The organism is Pseudomonas sp. Z18(2022), assembly GCF_036346535.1.
Lineage (GTDB): Bacteria > Pseudomonadota > Gammaproteobacteria > Pseudomonadales > Pseudomonadaceae > Aquipseudomonas > Aquipseudomonas yamanorum_A.
The window spans coordinates 162,592-186,065 of the sequence record NZ_JAOTOA010000004.1; the positions used below are offsets into that span (position 1 = coordinate 162,592).

The 23,474-nt window shown below is 61.8% G+C and carries 24 protein-coding genes; all 24 read right to left on the reverse strand.

What is annotated here, in order from left to right; all coding sequences use genetic code 11:
• Nucleotides 1-37: 37 nt before the first annotated feature.
• Nucleotides 38-826, reverse strand: coding sequence for a ParA family protein (locus V3W39_RS11535; RefSeq protein WP_330212664.1), 789 nt, complete (start codon nt 824-826; stop codon nt 38-40).
• Between the two features lie 51 nt (nt 827-877).
• On the reverse strand, nt 878-1,765 hold the full coding sequence (gene motD / locus V3W39_RS11540; RefSeq protein WP_177077260.1) for a flagellar motor protein MotD: 888 nt from the start codon (nt 1,763-1,765) through the stop codon (nt 878-880).
• Nucleotides 1,766-1,973: 208 nt separating this feature from the next.
• Nucleotides 1,974-2,714 (reverse strand): flagellar motor protein, encoded by a 741-nt coding sequence (locus tag V3W39_RS11545; RefSeq protein WP_010166125.1) that lies wholly within the window; start codon nt 2,712-2,714, stop codon nt 1,974-1,976.
• On the reverse strand, nt 2,714-3,835 hold the full coding sequence (locus V3W39_RS11550; RefSeq protein ID WP_177077262.1) for a protein-glutamate methylesterase/protein-glutamine glutaminase: 1,122 nt from the start codon (nt 3,833-3,835) through the stop codon (nt 2,714-2,716). Before V3W39_RS11550 ends, V3W39_RS11545 begins: the two co-directional genes overlap by 1 nt.
• 49 nt (nt 3,836-3,884) lie before the next feature.
• Nucleotides 3,885-6,110, reverse strand: coding sequence for a chemotaxis protein CheA (locus tag V3W39_RS11555; protein ID WP_330212665.1), 2,226 nt, complete (start codon nt 6,108-6,110; stop codon nt 3,885-3,887).
• 11 nt (nt 6,111-6,121) lie between these two features.
• Nucleotides 6,122-6,910 carry a protein phosphatase CheZ gene (locus V3W39_RS11560; RefSeq protein ID WP_177043043.1) on the reverse strand — a complete coding sequence of 263 codons (789 nt, stop codon included), beginning with the start codon at nt 6,908-6,910 and terminating at the stop codon, nt 6,122-6,124.
• Nucleotides 6,911-6,928: 18 nt separating this feature from the next.
• Nucleotides 6,929-7,303, reverse strand: a complete 375-nt coding sequence (locus V3W39_RS11565) for a chemotaxis response regulator CheY (protein ID WP_005790040.1) — start codon at nt 7,301-7,303, stop codon at nt 6,929-6,931.
• A 170-nt stretch (nt 7,304-7,473) separates the two neighbouring features.
• Nucleotides 7,474-8,214, reverse strand: a complete 741-nt coding sequence (gene fliA, locus V3W39_RS11570; protein ID WP_010166121.1) for an RNA polymerase sigma factor FliA — start codon at nt 8,212-8,214, stop codon at nt 7,474-7,476.
• Nucleotides 8,211-9,044: a flagellar synthesis regulator FleN gene (gene fleN / locus V3W39_RS11575; protein WP_003192912.1), complete on the reverse strand. Its 834-nt coding sequence runs from the start codon at nt 9,042-9,044 to the stop codon at nt 8,211-8,213. The genes fliA and fleN overlap by 4 nt, the downstream gene beginning before the upstream one ends.
• A 106-nt stretch (nt 9,045-9,150) precedes the next feature.
• Entirely contained in the window at nt 9,151-10,467 is a 1,317-nt protein-coding gene (flhF, locus tag V3W39_RS11580; RefSeq protein ID WP_177043042.1) for a flagellar biosynthesis protein FlhF, read from the reverse strand.
• An 11-nt stretch (nt 10,468-10,478) separates the two neighbouring features.
• Nucleotides 10,479-12,593 carry a flagellar biosynthesis protein FlhA gene (gene flhA, locus V3W39_RS11585; RefSeq protein WP_218170939.1) on the reverse strand — a complete coding sequence of 705 codons (2,115 nt, stop codon included), beginning with the start codon at nt 12,591-12,593 and terminating at the stop codon, nt 10,479-10,481.
• A 536-nt stretch (nt 12,594-13,129) separates the two neighbouring features.
• Nucleotides 13,130-14,266 carry a flagellar biosynthesis protein FlhB gene (flhB, locus tag V3W39_RS11590; RefSeq protein ID WP_177043040.1) on the reverse strand — a complete coding sequence of 379 codons (1,137 nt, stop codon included), beginning with the start codon at nt 14,264-14,266 and terminating at the stop codon, nt 13,130-13,132.
• 3 nt (nt 14,267-14,269) lie between these two features.
• Entirely contained in the window at nt 14,270-15,046 is a 777-nt protein-coding gene (gene fliR / locus V3W39_RS11595) for a flagellar biosynthetic protein FliR (RefSeq protein ID WP_177113804.1), read from the reverse strand.
• Between the two features lie 13 nt (nt 15,047-15,059).
• Complete coding sequence (gene fliQ, locus V3W39_RS11600; RefSeq protein ID WP_003214552.1) at nt 15,060-15,329, reverse strand: flagellar biosynthesis protein FliQ; 270 nt, start codon at nt 15,327-15,329, stop codon at nt 15,060-15,062.
• A 3-nt stretch (nt 15,330-15,332) separates the two neighbouring features.
• A complete protein-coding gene (gene fliP / locus V3W39_RS11605; protein ID WP_003214554.1) occupies nt 15,333-16,076 on the reverse strand; it encodes a flagellar type III secretion system pore protein FliP in 744 nt (247 codons plus the stop codon).
• The gene (gene fliO / locus V3W39_RS11610) at nt 16,076-16,510 is read right to left on the reverse strand and encodes a flagellar biosynthetic protein FliO (protein WP_177077266.1); all 435 of its coding nucleotides are present in this window, start codon (nt 16,508-16,510) and stop codon (nt 16,076-16,078) included. Before fliO ends, fliP begins: the two co-directional genes overlap by 1 nt.
• Nucleotide 16,511: 1 nt before the next feature.
• Entirely contained in the window at nt 16,512-16,979 is a 468-nt protein-coding gene (gene fliN, locus V3W39_RS11615) for a flagellar motor switch protein FliN (protein ID WP_010166093.1), read from the reverse strand.
• Between the two features lie 34 nt (nt 16,980-17,013).
• Complete coding sequence (fliM, locus tag V3W39_RS11620) at nt 17,014-17,982, reverse strand: flagellar motor switch protein FliM (protein WP_010166091.1); 969 nt, start codon at nt 17,980-17,982, stop codon at nt 17,014-17,016.
• Between the two features lie 9 nt (nt 17,983-17,991).
• Nucleotides 17,992-18,492: a flagellar basal body-associated protein FliL gene (gene fliL / locus V3W39_RS11625; RefSeq protein WP_294737276.1), complete on the reverse strand. Its 501-nt coding sequence runs from the start codon at nt 18,490-18,492 to the stop codon at nt 17,992-17,994.
• A gap of 255 nt (nt 18,493-18,747) precedes the next feature.
• On the reverse strand, nt 18,748-20,130 hold the full coding sequence (locus V3W39_RS11630; RefSeq protein WP_330212666.1) for a flagellar hook-length control protein FliK: 1,383 nt from the start codon (nt 20,128-20,130) through the stop codon (nt 18,748-18,750).
• Nucleotides 20,131-20,536: 406 nt separating this feature from the next.
• The gene (locus V3W39_RS11635) at nt 20,537-20,884 is read right to left on the reverse strand and encodes an Hpt domain-containing protein (RefSeq protein ID WP_177077272.1); all 348 of its coding nucleotides are present in this window, start codon (nt 20,882-20,884) and stop codon (nt 20,537-20,539) included.
• Between the two features lie 30 nt (nt 20,885-20,914).
• On the reverse strand, nt 20,915-22,633 hold the full coding sequence (locus V3W39_RS11640) for a SpoIIE family protein phosphatase (protein WP_330212667.1): 1,719 nt from the start codon (nt 22,631-22,633) through the stop codon (nt 20,915-20,917).
• Complete coding sequence (locus tag V3W39_RS11645) at nt 22,630-22,935, reverse strand: STAS domain-containing protein (protein WP_177043034.1); 306 nt, start codon at nt 22,933-22,935, stop codon at nt 22,630-22,632. The genes V3W39_RS11640 and V3W39_RS11645 overlap by 4 nt, the downstream gene beginning before the upstream one ends.
• Nucleotides 22,936-23,023: 88 nt before the next feature.
• Complete coding sequence (gene fliJ, locus V3W39_RS11650) at nt 23,024-23,473, reverse strand: flagellar export protein FliJ (RefSeq protein WP_008434833.1); 450 nt, start codon at nt 23,471-23,473, stop codon at nt 23,024-23,026.
• Nucleotide 23,474 lies beyond the last annotated feature (1 nt).

The following is a 23,474-nucleotide window of genomic DNA, read 5'->3' on the forward strand; positions in this document are numbered from 1 at the left end:
CTGGCAAGCCAGGCTCCTACAGGGATGTTTAGGGTCATCACGCCACCTGCGCCACAAGTTGTTGGGACAACAGGTGCTTGAGCAACGCCCGGTACGCCAGCACACCACGGCTCTTGCCATCGAATTGCGACGGCGTAAGCCCGGCCCGGCTCGCATCCCGCAGGCGCGTGTCCACCGGGATGTAGCCCTGCCAGATGGTGTCCGGATAGGCATCGCGCAATACGCGCAAGGTGCCGAGGGAGGCCTGGGTGCGGCGGTCAAACAGGGTCGGCACGATGCTGAACGGCAGCGCCTGTTTGCGCGAGCGGTTGATCATTGCCAGGGTGCTGACCATGCGCTCCAGGCCCTTGACGGCCAGGTGCTCGGTCTGCACCGGGATCACCAACTGTTGGCTGGCGGCCAGGGCGTTGACCATCAGCACGCCCAGCAACGGCGGGCTGTCGATGATGGCGTAGTCGAAGTCCTGCCACAGCTGCGCCAGGGTCTTGGCGATCACCAGGCCCAGGCCGCTTTGCCCCGGCGACTGGCGCTCAAGGGTGGCCAGGGCGGTGCTGGACGGCAACAACGAGATTTTTTCATTGCTGGTAGCCAGCAACAGTTGGCCCGGCAAGTCGGTCGGCACGCTGCCCTTGTGCAGGAACAGGTCGTAGCAACTGTGCTCCAGGGCATCCGGGTCGTAGCCGAAATAGCTGGTCATGGAGCCGTGGGGGTCCAGGTCGACCACGACCACACGCTTGCCGGCCTCGGCCAGCAAGCCGGCCAAGGCGATGGACGTAGTGGTTTTACCGACACCACCCTTTTGATTGGCAACTGCCCAGACTCTCATTCGGATTGTTCCTCCCGGCAGGCACAGGCTCGACCGAGAAATTGCATGGGGTTATAGAGCCGGTGACGGAGAATTGACGGCACTCCCGCGAACCGGCGCCTTTACGGGCGCTGGTGCAGTTTGTGTGCCAGCCCGCTTCAAGGCGGCATCCGGTGTTGCATTGGCAGTGCCGGTACCGGTCAGGCTGCGGCGCACATCCAGGTTGCGCGACACCACCAGCACCACCCGACGGTTGCGTGCACGGCCTTCAGCGGTAGCGTTATTGGCCACCGGCTGGAACTCGCCGTAGCCCACCGACGCCAGGCGTCCGGGGTTCACGCCCTGCATCGCGAGCATGCGCACAATGCTCGCCGCGCGGGCCGAAGACAGCTCCCAGTTGGTCGGGTATTGCGCGGTGCTGATGGGCAGGTTATCGGTGAAGCCTTCCACGTGGACCGGGTTTTCAAACGGTTTGAGGATCGCCGCCACCTTGTCGATGATGGTGAATGCCTGGTCGCTGGGCATCGCATCGGCGCTGGCGAACAGCAGGCTGGAATTCAGCTCGATTTCCACCCACAACTCGTTGCCACGTACGGTCATCTGGTTGGAAGCGATCAAATCACCAAAGGCTGCGCTGATGTCATCGGCGATGCTTTTCAGCGGGTCGCTGGTGCCACCGATGCCGGCGGCGGTTTCATCGCTGTCGTTGACCAGCGGCTTGGCCGGGGTCACGGTCTTGGGGCGTTCTTCGCCGATGGGAATCGGCTTGAGCGCGCGGTCGGCGTCGTTGAACACGCCGATCAGCGCCTGGGAAATGACTTTGTACTTGCCTTCGTTGATCGAGGAAATGGAGTACATCACCACAAAAAACGCGAACAGCAGCGTAATGAAGTCGGCGTAGGACACCAGCCAGCGTTCATGGTTGACGTGTTCTTCAGGCTCGCGGCGGCGACGGCTCATAGAACCTCCCCGAGTTTTTGGGTATAGGGCTCACCGTGGCGAGCGAGCTTGCTCGCGCTGGGGCGCGAAGCGGCCCCAACAAGCTCACCGCTGCTCTCCTGCCGAAGCCGAGTAGCCCGTGTTGGGGCTGCTGCGCAACCCGACGCGAGCAAGCTCGCTCGCCACAAAAAGCCCGTTCGCCAGCGGGAAGCCGTATCGATATCCATCATCAATCCATGAAGCCCTGGAGCTTCAATTCGATGGAGCGCGGGTTTTCACCCTCGGCAATCGAGAGGATGCCTTCGAGCAACATCTCGCGATAACGCGACTGGCGCATGGCGATGGACTTGAGCTTGCTGGCCACCGGCAACAACACCAGGTTGGCACTGGCCACGCCGTAAATGGTGGCGACGAACGCCACGGCAATCCCGCTGCCCAGCTGCGACGGGTCGGCCAGGTTGCCCATCACGTGGATCAAGCCCATCACCGCACCGATGATGCCGATGGTCGGCGCGTAGCCGCCCATGCTTTCAAAGACTTTGGCAGCGTTGATGTCGCGGCTTTCCTGGGTGTAGAAATCCACTTCCAGGATGCTGCGGATCGCTTCCGGCTCGGCACCGTCCACCAGCAATTGCAGGCCTTTGCGCGCGTAGCTGTCGGGCTCGGCATCGGCCACGCCTTCCAGGCCCAGCAGGCCTTCCTTGCGCGCCGTGAGGCTCCAGTTGACCACGCGGTCGATGCCACCCGGCAGGTCGACCCGTGGCGGGAAGATGATCCAGATGAGGATCTGCATCGCCCGCTTGAACGAGCTCATGGGCGACTGCAGCAACGCCGCGCCCACGGTGCCGCCAATCACGATCAACGCCGCCGGGCCGTTGGCCAGGGCACCCAGGTGGCCGCCTTCGAGGTAGTTGCCGCCGATAATCGCGACAAACGCCATGATGATGCCAATCAGGCTCAAAACATCCATTAGAGGCAGGCCTCCACCAGGTGCTTGCCGATGTCGTCCAGGCTGTAGACGGCGTCGGCCAGGTCGGCCTTGACGATGGCCATGGGCATGCCATAGATCACGCAGCTGGCTTCATCCTGGGCCCAGATCGCGCTGCCGCCCTGCTTGAGCAGGCGCGCGCCTTCACGGCCGTCGGCGCCCATGCCGGTCAATACCACCGCCAGAACTTTGTCGCCGTAGGACTTGGCCGCCGAACCGAAGGTGATATCCACACACGGTTTGTAGTTCAGGCGTTCGTCACCCGGCAGGATTTTGATCGCGCCACGGCCGTCGACCATCATCTGCTTGCCGCCAGGGGCCAGCAGCGCCAGGCCCGGGCGCAGGATGTCGCCATCCTCGGCTTCCTTGACGCTGATGCGGCACAGCTTGTCCAGGCGCTCGGCGAAAGCCTTGGTGAACGCAGCCGGCATGTGCTGGATCAACACGATCGGCGCCGGGAAGTTGGCCGGCAGTTGGGTCAACACCCGCTGCAAGGCAACAGGGCCGCCCGTGGACGTACCGATGGCCACCAGCTTGTAGGCTTTGCGCTTGGGTGCCGGCGAATGCGCGGTGGGCGCAGCTGCACGCACAGGAGCCACAGCCGGACGCGCAACCGGCGCAGGTGCCGGGCGCCCAAAGGTGCTCGGGGCTGACGGTGGTGGCGTAACAGGCGCTGGCGCCGGCGCACTGAACAGGCTGCGACGGTTGCTGCGGGAGATGCTGTGCACCTTCTCGCAGAGCATCTGCTTGACCTTCTCGGGGTTGCGCGAGATGTCTTCGAAATTCTTCGGCAGGAAGTCCACCGCGCCCGCGTCCAGCGCATCCAGGGTGACCCGGGCGCCTTCGTGAGTGAGCGAGGAGAACATCAACACCGGGGTCGGGCAGCGCTGCATGATGTGCCGCACCGCCGTGATGCCGTCCATCATCGGCATCTCGTAGTCCATGGTGATCACGTCCGGCTTGAGGGCCAGGGCCTGATCGATCGCCTCTTTGCCGTTGGTGGCCGTGCCGACCACCTGGATATTGGAATCCGATGAAAGAATTTCCGAGACGCGGCGGCGGAAGAAACCTGAATCGTCCACCACCAGGACCTTGACTACCATAAACACTCCGTTAGGCCGGGCGAGGGACAACCGCCCTGCCCGGGCCGAATCAAATACGCCGTGCGGCGTAACGCTTGAGCATGCTCGGAACATCGAGAATCAGCGCGATCCGACCGTCACCGGTAATGGTCGCACCCGACATGCCCGGGGTTCCCTGCAGCATTTTGCCCAAAGGCTTGATGACCACTTCTTCCTGGCCCACCAGTTGATCGACCACAAAGCCGATACGCTGGGTGCCCACGGAGAGAATCACCACATGGCCTTCGCGCTGCTCTTCATGCTTGGCCGAAGCCACCAGCCAACGCTTGAGGTAGAACAGCGGCAACGCCTTGTCGCGCACGATCACCACTTCCTGGCCGTCCACCACGTTGGTGCGCGACAGGTCGAGGTGGAAGATTTCGTTGACGTTGACCAGCGGGAAGGCAAAGGCCTGGTTGCCCAGCATCACCATCAGGGTCGGCATGATCGCCAGGGTCAACGGCACCTTGATGACGATCTTCGAGCCCTGGCCCTTGGTGGAGTAGATGTTGATCGAGCCGTTGAGCTGGCTGATCTTGGTCTTCACCACGTCCATGCCCACGCCACGGCCCGACACGTCGGAAATCTCGGTCTTGGTGGAGAAACCCGGGGCGAAGATCAGGTTGTAGCACTCGGTGTCGGTGAGGCGGTCGGCGGCGTCCTTGTCCATCACGCCACGCTTGACCGCGATGTTGCGCAGTACCGCCGGGTCCATGCCTTTGCCGTCATCGGTGATCGACAGCAGGATATGGTCGCCTTCCTGTTCGGCCGCCAGGATCACTTTGCCCTGGCGACTCTTGCCCGAGGCTTCGCGTTCTTCCGGCGTCTCGACGCCGTGGTCGACGGCGTTGCGCACCAAGTGGACCAGCGGGTCGGCCAGGGCCTCGACAAGGTTTTTGTCGAGGTCGGTTTCTTCACCCACCAGTTCCAGGTTGATTTCTTTCTTGAGCTGGCGTGCCAGGTCGCGAACCAGGCGCGGGAAGCGGCCGAAGACTTTCTTGATCGGCTGCATCCTGGTCTTCATCACCGCGGTCTGCAGGTCGGCAGTGACCACGTCGAGGTTGGACACGGCCTTCTGCATGGCCTCGTCGGCGCTGTTCAGGCCCAGGCGCACCAGGCGGTTACGCACCAGCACCAGTTCGCCGACCATGTTCATGATGTCGTCCAGGCGTGCGGTATCAACCCGCACGGTGGTTTCGGCTTCACTGGCCGGTTGCTTGTCGGGAGCCGGGGCAGCGGCGGCACGCGCAGGCGCGGGAGCCGGGGCAGGTTTGGCAGCCACCGGCGCAGCAGTGGCCTTGGCGGCCACCGGAGCCGGCGTTGCCACCGCAGCGGCGGCACTGGCGGCCGGTGCAGCAGCGCCGGCCACTTCGGTGAACTTGCCCTTGCCGTGCAGCTCATCCAGCAAGGCTTCGAATTCGTGATCGGAGATCAGTCCATCGGCGGCCGGCGCGGCGGCAACGGCAGCGGCAACCGGTGCGGCAGCGGTTGCAGTCGCGGCAACTTCCGGCAGCGCATCGGCGGCAAACGAGCCTTTGCCGTGCAACTGGTCCAGCAGCGCTTCAAATTCGTCGTCGGTGATTTCATTGCTGGCAGGCGCCGCGGCTTCCGTCGGCGCTGGCGCAGCGGCCACCGCGTCGGGGGCAAACTGGCCCTTGCCGTGCAACTGGTCGAGCAACGACTCGAACTCGGCGTCGGTAATGTCTTCAGTGGTCGGCACCATGGCCGGCGCACTGGCTGCGGGCGCTTCGGCTTCGGCCTTGACGGCGTTCAGCGAGTCCAGCAGTTGTTCAAATTCGCTGTCGGTCACGTCGCCCGCAGGCTCGGCGACCGGTTCAGCCACCGCTTCCACCACCGGCGCGTTGGCCGCAGGTTCCGCCAGGCGCGCCAGGGCGGCCAGCAGTTCCGGCGTGGCCGCAGTGATGGGTGCACGTTCGCGCACTTCACTGAACATGCCGTTGACCGCATCCAGCGCTTCCAGAATCACGTCCATCAGTTCCGAGTCGACGTGCCGCTCACCCTTGCGCAGGATGTCGAACACGTTCTCGGCGATGTGACAGCACTCCACCAGCTCGTGGAGCTGGAGGAAGCCGGCGCCCCCTTTTACAGTGTGAAAACCGCGAAAAATTGCATTGAGCAGGTTCGCATCATCCGGTCGGCTTTCCAGCTCGACCAGTTGTTCGGACAGTTGCTCTAAAATTTCGCCGGCCTCTACAAGGAAATCCTGAAGGATTTCTTCATCGGCGCCGAAGCTCATGGGTGTGCTCCTTAGAAGCCTAAACTGGACAGCAAATCGTCTACGTCGTCTTGCCCGGATACAACGTCTTCACGTTTATCGGCATGAATCTGCGGACCTTCACCCTTGGCGAGGTGTTTTTGTGGATCTTTTTCAGAAAGGATCGCTTCGCGGTCATGTTCGATGCCGGCAAACCGGTCAACCTGACCCGCCATCAACACCAGTTTGAGCAGGTTGCTTTCCACTTCGGTGACCAATTGGGTCACGCGCTTGATCACCTGACCGGTGAGGTCCTGGTAATCCTGGGCCAGCAGAATGTCATTGAGGTTGCTGGAAACCGTGCGGTTTTCCTGCTCGCTGCGGGACAAAAAGCCCTCGACCCGACGCGCCAGTTCACGAAACTCTTCAGCGCCCACTTCCCGACGCATGAACCGGCCCCAATCGTTGCTCAGGGCCTTGGCTTCACTGGCCATGCCGTTGACCAGAGGCGTGGCGTTTTCCACCAGGTCCATGGTGCGGTTGGCCGCCGCCTCAGTCAGCCTGACCACATAGGACAGGCGTTCGGTGGCATCAGTGATCTGCGAGATTTCTTCGGCCTGGGGCATGTGCGGGTCAATCTGGAAATTGACGATCGCACTGTGCAACTCACGGGTGAGCTTGCCCACTTCCTGGTACAGGCCGCGGTCACGGGTCTGGTTGAGCTCATGGATTAACTGCACCGCGTCACCGAACTGGCCTTTTTCAAGGCTTTCGACGAGTTGATGAGCATGTTTTTTCAGGGTCGACTCGAAGTCGGCCTGCGATGATTCTTTATGCTCCATAGCTCCCCCGTGGCAGCATCAATGACCGATGCGTTCGAAGATTTTTTCGATCTTCTCTTTCAAGGCCAGTGCAGTGAATGGCTTGACCACGTAGCCGTTGACCCCGGCCTGGGCGGCTTCGATGATCTGTTCACGCTTGGCTTCAGCGGTCACCATCAGCACAGGCAGGCTGCGCAGTTTTTCATCAGCGCGCACGTGGCGCAGCAGATCGATACCGGTCATGCCCGGCATGTTCCAGTCCGTTACCAGAAAGTCGATGCTCCCGCTGTTGAGGATCGGAATCGCCGTAATGCCGTCATCCGCCTCGACCGTGTTAGTGAACCCAAGGTCACGCAACAGGTTTTTTATGATCCGCCGCATCGTTGAGAAGTCATCAACGATGAGGATTTTCATGTTCTTGTCCAATTCGACCTCCAAGCAGTCTTAAACGCGCCCAGCACCTGGGCGCGCCATATCAATCAACAGGCGTTACACAAAAAGGACTACCGGGGGCGCACCACGGGCCAAGCCCGTCCGGGCGCAAGGCCTGGACGGTATCGTTCGCAGTGTCCCCACACTGCCTGTCAGCGCGCTCGCCACTCTCCCAAACGCCCCCGCAAGCGGGCTGCGCACTGGCTGTGTAACTGGCTGACCCGCGATTCGCTGACTCCCAGGACCTCACCGATTTCCTTGAGGTTCAGCTCTTCGTCGTAGTACAGCGCCAACACCAGTCGCTCACGCTCCGGCAAATTGGCAATCGCGTCCGCCAGCGCAGTCTGGAAGCGTTCATCTTCCAGATCGCGTGACGGTTCGAGATGGGCACTCGCGCCGTCCTCGTGCAGCCCTTCATGTTCGCCGTCCTGTAAAAGGTCGTCGAAACTGAACAGGCGGCTGCCCAAGGTATCGTTCAAAATCCCGTAGTAATCGTCGAGACTCAATTGGAGTTCGGCCGCAACTTCGTGATCTTTAGCGTCGCGACCGGTTTTTGCTTCAATTGAGCGAATTGCGTCACTCACCATCCGCGTATTGCGGTGCACGGAACGCGGCGCCCAATCACCTTTACGCACTTCATCGAGCATGGCCCCACGGATACGGATACCCGCGTATGTCTCGAAACTTGCGCCCTTGCTCGCGTCGTACTTGGTCGACACTTCGAGCAAGCCGATCATCCCGGCCTGGATCAAGTCCTCGACCTGGACGCTGGCTGGCAGGCGTGCCAGCAAGTGATAGGCAATTCGCTTGACCAGAGGCGCGTAGCGCTCGATCAACTCGACCTGACTGTCACGTGCCGACTTCTTGTAAAGGTTGTAGCCGCTGGCTGTCATAGCACCGGTCCTGCGCTCGTCTGATGCACCAAACGCTCGACGAAAAACTCCAGATGCCCCCGGGGATTGGCGGGCAGCGGCCAGGTATCGACCTTCTGGGCAATAGCCTTGAACGCCAATGCGCACTTCGAACGGGGGAACGCTTCATAGACCGCACGCTGCTTTTGCACGGCCTTGCGTACGCACTCGTCATAGGGAACTGCGCCGACGTATTGTAAGGCGACATCGAGGAAGCGATCCGTGACCTTGGTCAACTTGGCGAACAGATTTCGCCCCTCTTGCGGGCTTTGGGCCATGTTGGCCAGTACGCGGAAGCGGTTCATGCCGTAGTCACGGTTGAGCAGTTTGATCAGGGCGTAGGCGTCGGTGATCGAGGTGGGTTCATCGCACACCACCAGCAGCACTTCCTGGGCTGCGCGCACGAAGCTGACCACGGACTCGCCGATCCCGGCGGCGGTGTCGATCACCAGCACGTCGAGGTTGTCGCCGATGTCGCTGAACGCCTGAATCAGGCCGGCGTGTTGCGCCGGGCTCAGGTGCACCATGCTCTGGGTGCCGGAGGCAGCCGGCACGATACGAATCCCGCCGGGGCCCTGCAACAGCACGTCGCGCAGCTCACAGCGGCCTTCGATCACATCGGCCAGGGTATGTTTGGGCGTCAGTCCCAGCAGAACGTCGACGTTCGCCAGACCCAGGTCAGCATCCAGCAGCATGACCCGACGGCCAAGCTCTGCCAGGGCCAGGGACAAATTCACTGACACGTTAGTTTTCCCGACGCCACCTTTGCCGCCGGTCACCGCGATCACCTGTACGGGATGCATGCTGCCCATTTTATTTCTTTACCTTGTCTTGCTTAGACGCAGGCTACATAAGTTGGCCGCGGGAACTGCTGGCAGACCATCGATGTAGATACTTTGCACTGTGTTCATGTTGACCTCAGCCGACTCGTTTGTTCGGGCTGTGGTAGAGGTCAGCGAACATGTCGGCCATCGCTTCCTCACTGGGTTCTTCCTGCATTTGCACGCTGACAGCCCGGCTGACCAACTGATGACGGCGCGGCAGATGCAAATCATCCGGGATCCGCGGCCCGTCGGTCAGGTAGGCGACCGGTAATTCATGACTGATCGCCAGGCTCAATACTTCACCCAGGCTCGCCGTTTCATCCAGTTTAGTCAGGATGCAGCCCGCCAGCCCGCAGCGCTTGTAGCTGTGGTACGCGGCGGTCAATACCTGCTTCTGGCTGGTGGTGGCAAGTACCAAATAGTTTCTGGATTTGATCCCGCGCCCGGCGAGGCTTTCCAGCTGCATGCGCAGGGCCGGGTCGCTGGCTTGCAGGCCGGCGGTGTCGATCAGTACCACGCGCTTGCGCAGCAGCGGGTCGAGGGCGTTGGCCAGGGACTGGCCCGGGTCGACGTGGGTCACCGGAACATTGAGGATACGGCCCAGGGTCTTGAGCTGCTCCTGGGCGCCGATGCGGTAGCTGTCCATGCTCACCAGGGCGATATTCTGCGCGCCGTACTTGAGCACATAACGCGCCGCCAGCTTGGCCAGGGTGGTGGTCTTGCCCATGCCGGCAGGGCCGACCATGGCAATCACGCCGCCTTCTTCCAGGGGTTCGATTTCCGGGGTAACGATCATCCGCGCCAGGTGAGCCAGGAGCATGCGCCAGGCCTGCTTGGGGTCTTCAATCTGGGTGGTCAGTTGCAGCAGGTCGCGGGACAACGGGCCGGACAGGCCGATGCGTTGCAGGCGACGCCACAGGTTGGCCTGTTGCGGCTGGCTGCCCTGCAACTGGTTCCAGGCCAGGGAGCCCAACTGCACTTCCAGCAATTCACGCAGGCCGTTGAGCTCAAAACGCATCGAGTCGAACACACGCTGGTCCACCGTCGGCGCCGGGGCGGGCGCAGCAGGACGCGGCGGTTCAACGAAGGTCGGCTCTACCAGAGGCTCGGACGCCGTCAGCGGCAGGCCGGCAAACAGCTGGCGATTGGTGGTGGCATCGCTGTCGCCACGCATGCTCAGTTCGGCCTGGGCCGAGACAATGCGCGAAGCGGTCTTGCGCAGCTCGTCTTCCAGTTCCATGTTCGGCACACGCGGCGCCAGGGCCGAGGGCTTGTAATCCAGGGCAGCCGTCAGCTCGACGCCGCCGGCAATACGACGGTTACCGATAATCGCAGCGTCGGCGCCCAATTCATCACGTACCAGTTTCATGGCCTGACGCATATCGGCGGCGAAAAAACGCTTCACTTGCATATCCCACTACCTCAGCCGTTGGGCCCTACTGTCGCGACGATAGTCACTTGCTTATTGTCAGGAATTTCCTGGTAAGCCAATACATGCAAATTCGGAATAGCCAGGCGTCCAAACCGCGACAACATCGCCCGCACCGGCCCTGCTACCAGCAGGATCACCGGATGACCTTCCATTTCCTGGCGTTGGGCGGCGTCAATCAGTGAACGCTGCAGCTTCTCGGCCATGCTTGGCTCCAGCAACACGCCTTCATCAGCGCCCTGCCCTGCCTTCTGAATACTATTGAGCAATATTTGTTCCAACCTTGGTTCCAAGGTGATCACAGGCAGCTCGGAGTCAAGCCCTACAATGCTTTGGACGATTGCACGCGACAATCCGACGCGCACCGCGGCCACCAGCGCGGCAGTATCTTGACTCTTGGCGGCATTGTTGGCGATAGCCTCGGCAATGCTGCGAATGTCCCGCACCGGCACCTGCTCGGCCAGCAGCGCCTGCAGCACCTTGAGCAGTTGCGAGGTGGACAACACCCCCGGTACCAGCTCTTCGGCCAGCTTTGGCGAGGCCTTGGCCAGCAATTGCAAGAGTTGCTGGACTTCTTCGTGGCCGATCAACTCGTGAGAGTGCTTGTACAGAATCTGGTTGAGGTGGGTGGCAACCACGGTACTGGCGTCTACCACGGTGTAGCCCAGCGACTGCGCCTGGCTGCGCTGGCTGATTTCGATCCATACCGCGTCCAGGCCAAAAGCCGGATCTTTGGCGGTAATCCCGTTGAGGCTGCCGAATACCTGGCCAGGGTTGATCGCCAGTTCGCGGTCCGGGTAGATCTCGGCTTCGGCCAGGATCACCCCCATCAGGGTCAGGCGGTAGGCGCTCGGGGCCAAATCCAGGTTGTCGCGGATGTGCACGGTGGGCATCAGGAAGCCCAGGTCCTGGGACAGCTTCTTGCGCACGCCCTTGATCCGCGCCAGCAATTGACCGCCCTGGTTGCGATCCACCAGGGGAATCAGGCGGTAGCCGACTTCCAGGCCGATCATGTCGATCGGGGTCACGTCGTCCCAGCCCAACTCCTTGGTTTCCTGGGCCCGGGCCGGCGATGGCAGCAGTTCCTGCTGGCGCGCCACTTCCTGCTGGGCAATCACTTTGATGTTGTTTTGCTTTTTCCAGAACAGGTAGGCACCACCGGCGGCCATGGCGGCCATGCTCAGGAACGACACATGGGGCATGCCCGGCACGATCCCCATGATCGCCATGATGCCCGCCGCCACGGCCAGCGCCTTGGGCGAGGCAAACATCTGCCGGCTGATCTGCTTGCCCATGTCTTCGGAGCCCGAAGCACGGGTCACCATGATCGCCGCAGCTGTAGATAACAACAGTGATGGCAATTGCGCCACTAAACCGTCACCGATGGTCAGCAGGGCGTAAACCTTGCCCGCATCGCCGAAGGTCATGCCGTGCTGGAAAATACCGACCGCCATGCCGCCGATCAGGTTGATAAACAGAATCAGCAGGCCGGCGATGGCGTCACCGCGCACGAATTTGCTGGCACCGTCCATGGAACCGTAGAACTCGGCTTCCTGGGCGACTTCAAGACGGCGGGTCTTGGCTTGGTTCTGGTCGATCAAGCCGGCGTTGAGGTCGGCGTCGATGGCCATCTGTTTGCCGGGCATCGCGTCGAGGGTGAAACGTGCGCTCACCTCGGAAATCCGCCCGGCGCCCTTGGTTACCACCACGAAGTTGATGATCATCAAGATGGCGAAAACTACGATACCGACCACGTAGTTACCGCCGATCACCACCTCACCGAAGGCCTGGATCACCTTGCCCGCGGCGGCGTGGCCATCCTGGCCGTGGAGCATCACCACCCGGGTGGAGGCCACGTTAAGCGCCAGCCGCAACAGGGTGGCAATCAGCAGAATCGTCGGGAACACCGCGAAATCCAGCGGTCGCAGGGCGTATACGCACACCAGCAGCACCACTACGGACAGGGCGATGTTGAAGGTGAAGAACACGTCCAGGAGGAACGGCGGCATCGGCAACATCATCATTGCCAGCATCACCAGCAACAACAACGGCACACCCAGATTGCCTCGCGAGAGGTCAGTCAGGGTGCCACGGGCCGTGCTGAGCATTTGAGAGCGATCCACCGGTATTCCTCGTGTCCTTGAAGCAAACTTTTGACGCCGGGAGGCGTCCTGGAGGCGCTATTGCAAGAAGCCTTCCAACTTTTGCTTGGGGAGGCAGATCGGTCCCACGGACAGCAAAGAGCTACCGCCATACACACATCACCTGTGGCGAGGGAGCTTGCTCCCGTTGGGCTGCGCAGCAGCCCCAGAACGGCTTACGCGTTTTGCCTGAATAACCGCGATAGCTTTATTGGGGGCGCTTCGCACCCCAGCGGGAGCAAGCTCCCTCGCCACACACGCTCGTTCGCGGGTGATGGCGAAACGTCCGACAGGTACGCAGCGGGCGGGCGTCGAGCGTCCTCGTCTGCGACTTAAACGTTGCTAGATGCAATTGCGGGAGCGCTCAGGAGATTTTTGTTGCCTGGGCGGACGCCATCGCGGGCAAGCCCGGCTCCCACTGTTGAGCGAGTTGGCTGGAAGAACGCGGTCAACAGGTGGGAGCCGGGCTTGCCCGCGATGAGGCCGGGGGCGGCGCAACAAGATCAGGAATCCCGACGTAAGTCCGGCGGAATCGGCAGATCCTTGAGCGGATCCGGCCGCTTGCCCTTGCCCGCGCGGTACTGGCGGATCTGGTAGACGTACGCCAACACCTGCGCCACCGCCAGATACAACCCGGCCGGGATCTCCTGGTCCAGGTCGGTGGAGTAGAAGATCGACCGTGCCAACTCCGGCGACTCCAGCAGCAAAATGTCGTTGGCCACGGCAATCTCACGGATTTTCAACGCCGTGAAGTCGCTGCCCTTGGCCAGCAACATCGGCGCCCCACCCTTCTCCGGGTCGTATTTGAGCGCCACGGCGTAGTGGGTCGGGTTGGTGATGACCACGTCGGCGTCGGGCACCGACGCCATCATCTTGCGCTGGGACATCTCGCGCTGCAGTTGGCGAATCCGCTGTTTGACCTCGGGGCGACCTTCCTGGTCCTTGTGCTCGTCGCGCACTTCCTGCTTGGTCATCAGCAGTTTCTTGTGGCTCTCCCATAGCTGGATCGGCGCATCAACCGCAGCAATGATGATCAGCCCGCAGGCCATCCACAGCGAACTCCAGCCCACCACTTGCACGCTGTGGATGATCGCCAACTCGATTGGCTCGTGGGCGATGCGCAGCAGGTCGTCGATGTCGGATGACAACACCGTCAACGCCACAAACAGGATAAGAATGAACTTGGCCAACGCCTTGAGCAGCTCCACCAGGGCCTTGGTGGAAAACATCCGTTTGAGCCCGGGGCCCGGGTTCATGCGGCTGAACTTGGGCGCCATGCTGCCAGCAGCAAACAGCCAGCCGCCGAGGGAAATCGGGCCGATCAAGGCCGCCAGCAGCAAGGTGATCAGGATCGGCTGTACCGCCAGGATCGCGATCTTGCCCGAATGCAGCAGGTACAGGCCCATGGCACCCGGGCTCAGCAGCACGTCACGGGGCAGGGAAAAATTCAGGCGCATCAACTCCATCAGGTCCAGGGCCAAACCACCGCCATAGATCAGCAGGCCACCGGAGCCTGCGAGCATGATCGCCAGGGTGTTGAGCTCTTTGGAGCGAGCAATCTCGCCCTTTTCCCGGGAGTCCTTTTTTCGTTTCTCCGTGGGGTCTTCTGTTTTGTCCTGGCCACTCTCGCTCTCGGCCATGGCTTACCGCGCCCGCGCCAAGTCACGTAAAAACTGCAAGGCGTCGGTGGCCAGCGGCTGATACTGATTGAGAATGTCAGCCATGCCGACCCAGAAAATCCCCATGCCCAGCACCAGGGTCAACGGGAAACCGATGGAGAAGATGTTCAGTTGCGGCGCCGCCCGGGTCATCACGCCAAAGGCGATGTTAACCACCAGCAGCGCGGTGATCGCCGGCAATACCAGCAACAACGAGGCACCCAGCACCCAGCTCATGCGCCCCACCAGTTCCCAGAAATGATTGACCACCAGGGCGCTGCCCACCGGCAAGGTGGTAAAGCTTTCGGTCATCACCTCGAACACCACCAGATGACCGTTCATGGCCAGGAACAGCAAGGTCACCAGCATGGTCAGGAACTGCCCGATCACCGCCACCGACACGCCGTTGGTGGGGTCGACCATGGACGCGAAGCCCATGCCCATCTGGATCGAGATGATTTGCCCGGCGATCACGAAGGCCTGGAAGAACAGCGTCAGGGAGAAGCCCAGCAAGGCGCCGATAATGATTTGCTCGGCGATCAGCATCAGTGCGCTGAGGTCCAGGGCATTCACCGGCGGCATCGGCGGCAAGCCCGGGACGATGACCACGGTGATCGCCACCGCGAAGTACAGCCGAATGCGCCGCGGTACCAGGGTGGTACCGAACACCGGCATGGTCATCAGCACGGCCGTGACCCGGAACAGCGGCAGGATGAACGACGCCACCCAGGTGCTGATCTGGGTGTCGGTCAACGCCAGCATCGAATTCACGGGGTCAGCCGATCAACTGCGGAATACTGCCGTACAACTGCAGGATGTATTCCATGAAGGTTTGCACCAGCCACGGGCCGGCGACGATCAGGGTGATCAGCATCACCAGCAGGCGCGGCAGGAAGCTCAAGGTCTGTTCGTTGATCTGGGTCGCGGCCTGGAACATCGCCACCAGCAGGCCCACCAACAGACTGGGCACCACCAGCACGGCAACCATCATGGTGGTCAGCCACAGGGCTTCGCGAAACAGGTCGACCGCTACTTCTGGCGTCATGCGCTAAACCCCACCGAAACTGCCGGCCAGGGTGCCGATAATCAGCGCCCACCCGTCCACCAACACGAACAACATAATCTTGAACGGCAACGAAATGATCAACGGCGAGAGCATCATCATACCCATGGCCATCAGCACACTCGCCACGACGAGGTCGATGATCAGGAACGGGATGAAGATCATGAAGCCGATCTGGAACGCGGTCTTCAGCTCCGAGGTCACGAACGCCGGCACCAGGATGGTCAACGGCGCCATGTCGGGGCTGGCGATGTCGGTACGCTTGGACAGCCGCACGAACAACTCAAGGTCGCTGGAACGGGTCTGCGACAGCATGAAATCCTTGATCGGGCCTTGCGCCTTGTCGATCGCATCCTGGGCGGTCATTTTCTCCGCCAGGTACGGTTGCAGGGCTTGCTGGTTCACCTTGTCGAACACCGGCGCCATGATGAACAACGTCAGGAACAGCGCCATGCCGGTGAGGATCTGGTTCGACGGCGTCTGTTGCAGGCCGAGGGCCTGACGCAGGATCGAGAACACGATGATGATGCGCGTGAAGCTGGTCATCAGCATCACGAACGCGGGGATGAAGCTCAGCGCGGTCATGATCAGCAGGATCTGCAGGCTGACCGAATACTCCTGCGCGCCCGCCGCATTGGTACCCAGGGTGATCGCCGGGATCGACAACGGGTCCGCCGCGTACGCCAGCGGCGCCGCGAGCAACAGCATGAGCGTCAATAAAACGCGCATTACTTCTTATCCTTCTGATCCTTGCCCAGCAACTCCATGAGGCGTTGGGCGAATTCCGGCGTGGCCGCTTGAGTCTGGGCCACTTCCACAGGCGTCTTGAGCACGTGCAACGGGGTGATGCGGCCGGGGGTGATGCCCAGCAGAATCTGCTCGTCGCCTACTTGCACCAGCACCAGCCGGTCCCGCGGGCCAAGGGCACGCGAACCTACCAGCTCGATGACCTGGGCATTTCCCGGGCCGATGCGCTGTACGCGGCGCAACACCCAGGCGAGCACGAAGATCAGCCCCACCACCAGCAACAAACCCAGCACCAGCTGGGTCAGTTGCCCGCCCACGCCACTGCCCAGCGCCGGCGCGGCCGCCTGGGCGACCGGCTCTGCTGCCATTACGCTCAAGGGCAGCGCCGATAACAGTCCTACCAGTGAGCGCTTCATATCAACGCAACTTCTTGATGCGTTCGCTCGGGCTGATCACGTCGGTCAGGCGAATGCCGAACTTCTCGTTGACCACCACCACTTCGCCATGGGCGATCAGCGTGCCGTTGACCAGCACGTCCAGCGGCTCGCCGGCCAGGCGGTCGAGCTCGATCACCGAACCCTGGTTGAGTTGCAGCAGGTTGCGGATGTTGATTTCGGTACTGCCGACTTCCATGGAGATCGACACCGGGATGTCGAGGATCACGTCCAGGTTCGGACCATCCAGGGTCACCGGCTCGTTGTTCTTCGGCACGCTGCCGAACTCTTCCATGGGGATGCGATTACCGACCGGGGCGGTGGCCGCATCGGCCGCCAGCAGCGCGTCGATATCGTCCTGGCCGACATCGCCGGTTTCTTCCAGGGCAGCCGCCCACTCGTCAGCCAGGGCCTGGTCTTCGGCGGAAGTGTTTTCGTGTTCAGTAGCCATTACATGTCCTCGGCGGAGCAGAAATTAGTGTGGATCAGCGACGGTTGATCGGTTCAATCACTTGCAACGCCAGGTTGCCTTTGTGAGAGCCGAGCTTGACCTTGAACGACGGCACGCCGTTGGCGCGCATGATCAGTTCTTCCGGCAGTTCGACGGGAATCACGTCCCCCGGCTGCATGTGCAAAATATCCCGCAAACGTAGCTGGCGACGGGCCACGGTGGCGCTCAGAGGCACGTCGACGTCCAGCAGGTCTTCGCGCAGGGCCTTGACCCAGCGTTCGTCCTGGTCGTCGAGGTCGGACTGGAAGCCCGCATCGAGCATCTCGCGCACCGGCTCGATCATCGAGTACGGCATGGTCACGTGCAGGTCGCCGCCACCGCCATCGAGTTCGATGTGGAAGGTGGAGACCACAATGGCTTCGCTGGGGCCGACGATGTTGGCCATGGCCGGGTTCACTTCCGAGTTGATGTACTCGAAATTGACTTCCATGATCGCCTGCCAGGCTTCCTTCAAGTCGATGAAGGCCTGTTCCAGCACCATGCGCACCACGCGCAGTTCGGTGGGGGTGAATTCACGGCCTTCGATCTTGGCGTGACGGCCGTCACCGCCGAAGAAGTTGTCCACCAGCTTGAACACCAACTTGGCGTCGAGGATGAACAGCGCCGTACCGCGCAGCGGCTTGATCTTCACCAGGTTGAGGCTGGTGGGCACGTACAGCGAGTGCACGTACTCACCGAACTTCATCACCTGCACGCCGCCCACCGCCACGTCCGCCGAGCGGCGCAGCATGTTGAACATGCTGATGCGGGTGTAACGGGCGAACCGTTCGTTGATCATTTCCAGGGTCGGCATGCGTCCACGGACGATGCGATCCTGGCTGGTCAGGTCGTAGCTTTTGACGCTGCCGGGCTCGGCAGCCATTTCGGTCTGTACCAGACCATCGTCGACGCCATGGAGCAGCGCATCGATTTCATCCTGGGACAGCAGGTCCTGCACGGCCATGTCGTGATCCTACTGCAATACGAAATTAGTGAAGAGCACCTGCTCGATCACAGGTTTGCCGACTTCCTTCTGGGCCACTTCCTGCACGCTGGCAGTGACCTTCTGGCGCAGCATTTCCTGGCCCACCGGGGTGACGAGGGTGTCGAAGGGCTGGGCGGAGAACAGCATCACCAGGTTGTTGCGGATCACTGGCATGTGCACCTTGAGGGCATCCAGGTCTGCCTGGTTACGCGCCAGCAGGGTAATGCTCACCTGCAGGTAGCGTTGACGGCCGTTCTGATTGAAGTTGGCGACAAACGCCGGAAGCATCGGCTCGAAGATTGCCGGTTGCTTGACGTTGGGGTTGATCTCGGCAGTCGCTGCCGGTTTGCTTGCGGCACTGTGCATGAAGTACCAGGTAGCCCCCACGGACACGCCGATCGCCAGGAACAGGCCCAGTACGATCAGCAGGATAAGCTTGAGCTTGCCCTTGCCTGCGGGTGCTTTTGCTGCGTCGTCGCTCTTCGCCATGCCAATAATCCGTCACTATTCGGGGATTCATAGTTCTGGGGAAAGGCAAGAGCAAGTGTTATGCCAGAGTTGTCACGAAGACTGACGAAACAGGGACGACCCCTGTGGCGAGGGAGCTTGCTCCCGCTGGGCTGCGAAGCAGCCCCAAATCAGAGAGCAAGGTTTAAACAGGTGTGCGGCGGCGAAAAGCCTGGGAGGGCTTCGCCCTCCAACGGGAGCAAGCTCCCTCGCCACAGGATGTTTGCCAACCTCAGGTCAGGCGTAGTAGTCCACCGCGCTGGAGCCGACCACGGACTGCACAACCGGCGCCGCAACTTCAGCCACTTCACCGATACCGCCGCCATCAGCCCCATCACCCCGCCCGCCATTGCCACTGACGCCGCGTGCCTGGTTCTGCTGTTGCTGGTCCTGGCCCTGCTGACCCTGCCAGCCACGGGACTGGTCGGATACGTTGACGTCGACCTGGCCCATGCCCTGCTGGGCAAACATCTCCCGCAGGCGGCCCGACTGGCTTTCCAGGGCTTCACGGACCACCGCGTGGCCGCTCATGAAAGTGACCTGGGCCTGTTGGTCGGCGGACATTTTCACGCTGATGTCCAGGCGGCCCAGTTCAGCAGGCTGCAACTGGATTTCGGCCGACTTGAGGTTGGCGCTGGACAGGTACATAACGCGGTTCACTACCTCGTCGGTCCAGCCGCTCTGGTGCATCGCCAGGGGCGCATTGGCCACCGGTGGCAGGGCATTCGCGGTTTTCGGCGTGGCGGCCTGGGTCAGCGCGGCGAGGCGGTTGGCGAAGTCATCGACACGGGTGTCGCTGCTGGCGCTCTTCAAGTCCTTGAGGCCGCCGTCGATCAGGCTGCCGAAGGCTTTGTCGCCGCCCTGGTCGGTGCTGTCCTTGGACGCTTGCTGATCGACCATATTGGCCAGGCCAGTGGCAAAGTTTTGCGCGAGGGTGGGCTGATCGTCGGTCGAGGCCTGCACCGGGGCATTTTTTGCGGTGCTCTGACTGCTGGCGGAAACGTGTCCGCCCTGCTCCATGGCCAGGCGCACGGCGGGCATCGCGTCCAGCGGGTCGGCTTCGGGGTCGAAGGCGGGCTTGGCGTCGTCGGTCGCGGCAACCGGTGGGGCCACGACAGGCTGGGACTTGTCGTCTTTCGTCGCGGTTGCGGCCGGGGCCGGGGTTTCGACGGGCGCCGGCGTTACAGGGACCGGAACCGGGACAACCGCGGCCATCAGCGCCGGGTCGACGGCTGGGTCGGCCGGGGGTTGCTGGGCCAGGGTTGGGTCGTCTGCCGGGGCTGTGTCGTCGGTCTTGGCGGTGGTGTCCGGGGTGTCGGACTTGGCCGGCGGGGTGGCAGGCAAAGTCTTGCCGTTATCGGCAACCGATGGGGTGCCGGCGGCAGGCTTATCGTTGGTGGCGACGGGCTTGGCGCTGTTGTCCGCCGGCTTGTCGCGGGTCGACCTGGTGGTGTTGTCGGCAGGTTTTGGCGCCGGCGCGGAAGCCTGGTTGGCGAACACCTGAGCGAAGCCCGGGGCCTTGTCCCGCGGGTCCGCAGCCGCTACCAGTGGATTGGCAGCGGGCGCTTGAGGCTTGGCCGCAGGGGCCGCCTGAAGAAGCGAATTCGGGGTGATTGCCATATATAGAGTCTCCGCCGCACAGGGGTCGAGGGTGCGGTTACTGGAGGTAGAGCAAGAGTTGGGCCAGGTTTTGGTTTTGGGGTGTATATCCGTTATTTCGTTGTTGCTGATATGGGTTCCGCGCTTACACCGGCCTGCCGGCCGGCTTGAGTGTTAGAAGCCAGATCAAAAGCCAAAGCAGAGCTGCTTTTCTGTGGGAGCTGGCTTGCCTGCGATGCAGACAACTCGGTACATCAGACACACCAAGGTGATGCCATCGCAGGCAAGCCAGCTCCCACAGTTGACCGTGCCAGTTAAAAAACTGTTACCTATGTGCGTGAACTAATTTGTAACCCATGTGGTTGAGTCATACCGGGCAGAGCGTTTTGGTGACTTTTGACTGGGACGGATATACACACCAACAGCGTCAAAGCCCAAACCGCTCCCGCTCATGCTCATACAACGGCCTGACCAGCGCGAATTCATGGTCAATTTCATCCACCAACTGCCCCAAATCCGCAACCACAGGCTTGGCCGACTTATCCTCAAGCAACTGACAAAGCTCAGCCAACCGCACAGCCCCAAGATTACCGCTGCTGCCTTTAAAGCTATGCGCAATCCGCCCCAGGGCCTTGGCATCATCCCGCGCCCTGCGCAGCGCCTCTACCCGCTTTTGCGAGTCATCGAGAAAGGTGTCGAGCAACTTCGGATACTCGCCCTCCATGACCTCCTGCAAGCCGGTCAGCACATCGGGGTCCAGATGAATCTCTGCCACTTGTTCGCTCCTTGATCAAGAATCGGCGGATTATGCCAGAGCCTTCCATGAAAACTCCACGCACACACACCGCCCGCCGTCGGACCAGCCTACATCGCTGCTCAACTGGCGCACCAGGCTCAACCCCCTACCAGACAGACGGTCAACATCCAGCGGCCTGGCCAGCACCTTATCCACATCAAACCCCGCCCCACTGTCCTCGATTCGCAGCGTCAGGCAACCGCCCTCCCCGGTCGGCACCACATTCAGGTGCACCCGCACATACCCGCTGTTCAACTGCGCCAGCCGCTCATTGCGCTCGCGGTAATAGGCGGCAAACCCCTGGGCATCGCGCTTGAGCCGCGAATCCAGCCCCAACACGCCATGCTCCAGGGCATTGGAATACAACTCCGCCATCACGCTATACAACGCACCGCTTTGCTCCCGCAGCCCATGAATCTCCAACAACAGTTGCAGTAAATAGGGCAAAGGGTTGTAGGACTTAAGCGTCTCAGCCCGAAATTCAAAGCTGACCGACCAATCCAGCGGAGACGACTGGCCGCTGTCGGAATACACCACCGACGGCGAACGCAAAACCTCGCCCGCCTGCAGGCTGATCTCCACCATGCTGATGTCATCGCGCACCTCGCCGCGAAAACCAGCCAGGGCCTGTTCGATCTCTTCAAACAACCGATCCGGCTCGCGGTTGGCGGCGAATACCTGCTGCAAGCGCTCGGCGCCAAACAACTGCTCATGGGCGTCGGCCGTATCCAGCACGCCATCCGACAGCAAGAACACCCGGTCGCCCAACGCCATCGGCCAGACTTCCGTGCGGTCATCAAACGCCTCGGCCGCCAGCACACCCAATGGCAAATGCCGCGACACCAGCGGCGTGCGCTTGCCGGTGGTGACTTCATGCACGTAGCCCTCGGGCATCCCGCCGTTCCACACTTCCACCGCCCGTCGCTGGGCACTGAGGCACAGCAAGGTGGCGCAACAGAACATGTCCACCGGCAGGATGCGCTTGAGCTTGGCGTTCATCTCCCGCAGCGTCTGCGCCAGGCCGTAGCCCTTGGCGGTCATGCCGTAGAACACTTCCGCCAGCGGCATGGCGCCGACCGCCGCCGGCAAGCCGTGGCCGGTAAAATCCCCCAGCAGCACATGCATATCCCCCGACGGCGTGTAGGCGGCCAGCAGCAGATCGCCGTTGAACAGCGCATAGGGTGATTGCACGTAGCGAATATTCGGCGCGGCATTGATGCAGCCGGAGTGGGCCACCTTGTCGAACACCGCCTTGGCCACCCGCTGTTCCTGCAGCAGGTAGTCATGATGCCGGGCGATCAGGTCGCGTTGCTGCAACACCGTGGCCTGCAAGCGACGCAGGCGGTCCATGGCGTTGATCTTCGCCGCCAGGATCACCTGGCTGTAGGGCTTGGCCAGGAAGTCGTCGCCGCCGGCATCCAGGCACTGGGCCAGGGCTTCGCTCTCGCGAAGGGAAGTGAGAAAGATGATCGGCACCAGCGCCTCCCCCGCCAGCTGCTTGATTTGCCGGGCCGCCTCGAAGCCGTCCATCACCGGCATCAGCGCGTCCATCAGCACCAACTGCGGCCGCTCGCGGATGAACACGGCCACCGCCTCTTCACCGTTGCTGGCCGTGATCACCTGGTGGCCCTGTCGGCGTACGATGGTCGACAGCAACAGCAGGTCGGCGGCGCTGTCTTCGGCGATCAATACCGTCAGCGCCTCAAGGACCGGGGCCAGGACGCTCAAGTGAGGTCGAACAGTTTGTCGAAGTTGGAAATGGCGAGGATCTTGCGCACATCGGAGTTGCTGTTGATCACCTGCACTTCGGCATTGTCGCCACCGGCATGGTCACGCAACAGCAGGAGCATGCCCAGGGCCGAGCTGTCCATGTAGGTGGTTTCCTTCAAGTCCACCACGTAGATCTCGGGCACCTTGTAGAACCGCTCGTAGGCATCACGAAAGGCCTGGTGGCTACCGAAATCAAATCGCCCCCTGACGGTGATCGTCAACTTCGTCCCGTCCAGGGACACTTCTGATTCGACTGACATACGACTGCTTCCTTGTCATTGGCAATGTGCAACAAGGTTTAGCAGGTGATGGGGCAGTGGGCAAATCCATGTAGGAGCGGCGGCGTGGTTAATAGGGGTTTTGGCGAGGAAGACGCTGGGACAGCTCATCGAGCAACTTCTGCTCGCGCTTGTCTTCCAGCGCCCGGGCTTCGTCGATGTAGCGCTGCACCAGTTTGCGCAGGCCCTCGACCCGGGCATAGGCCTGTTGCCAGCTGTCGCGGGCCTTGTCGACGTTGGCCTGGTGCCAGGCCAGGCTCTGGCGCTGCTGGCCCACGGCGGTCTCAAGCTGGTTGAGAAAGCCCTGGTAACCCATCAGCCATTGACCGGAGACGCCCTTGCTGCCGCGCTCGATCCACTGCTGCTGATACTCGCCGCGAAAGCGCTCCAGGTCACCCAGCTTGCTTTCCGCCAGGCGAACCTGGCCCTGGAAGTAACCCAGACGCTGGACGGCGGTCTTTTCGGCTTTTTCGGCCATGTCCACCACCGGGGCAAGGCGTGCGGCGCGGGTGTTGGCCATG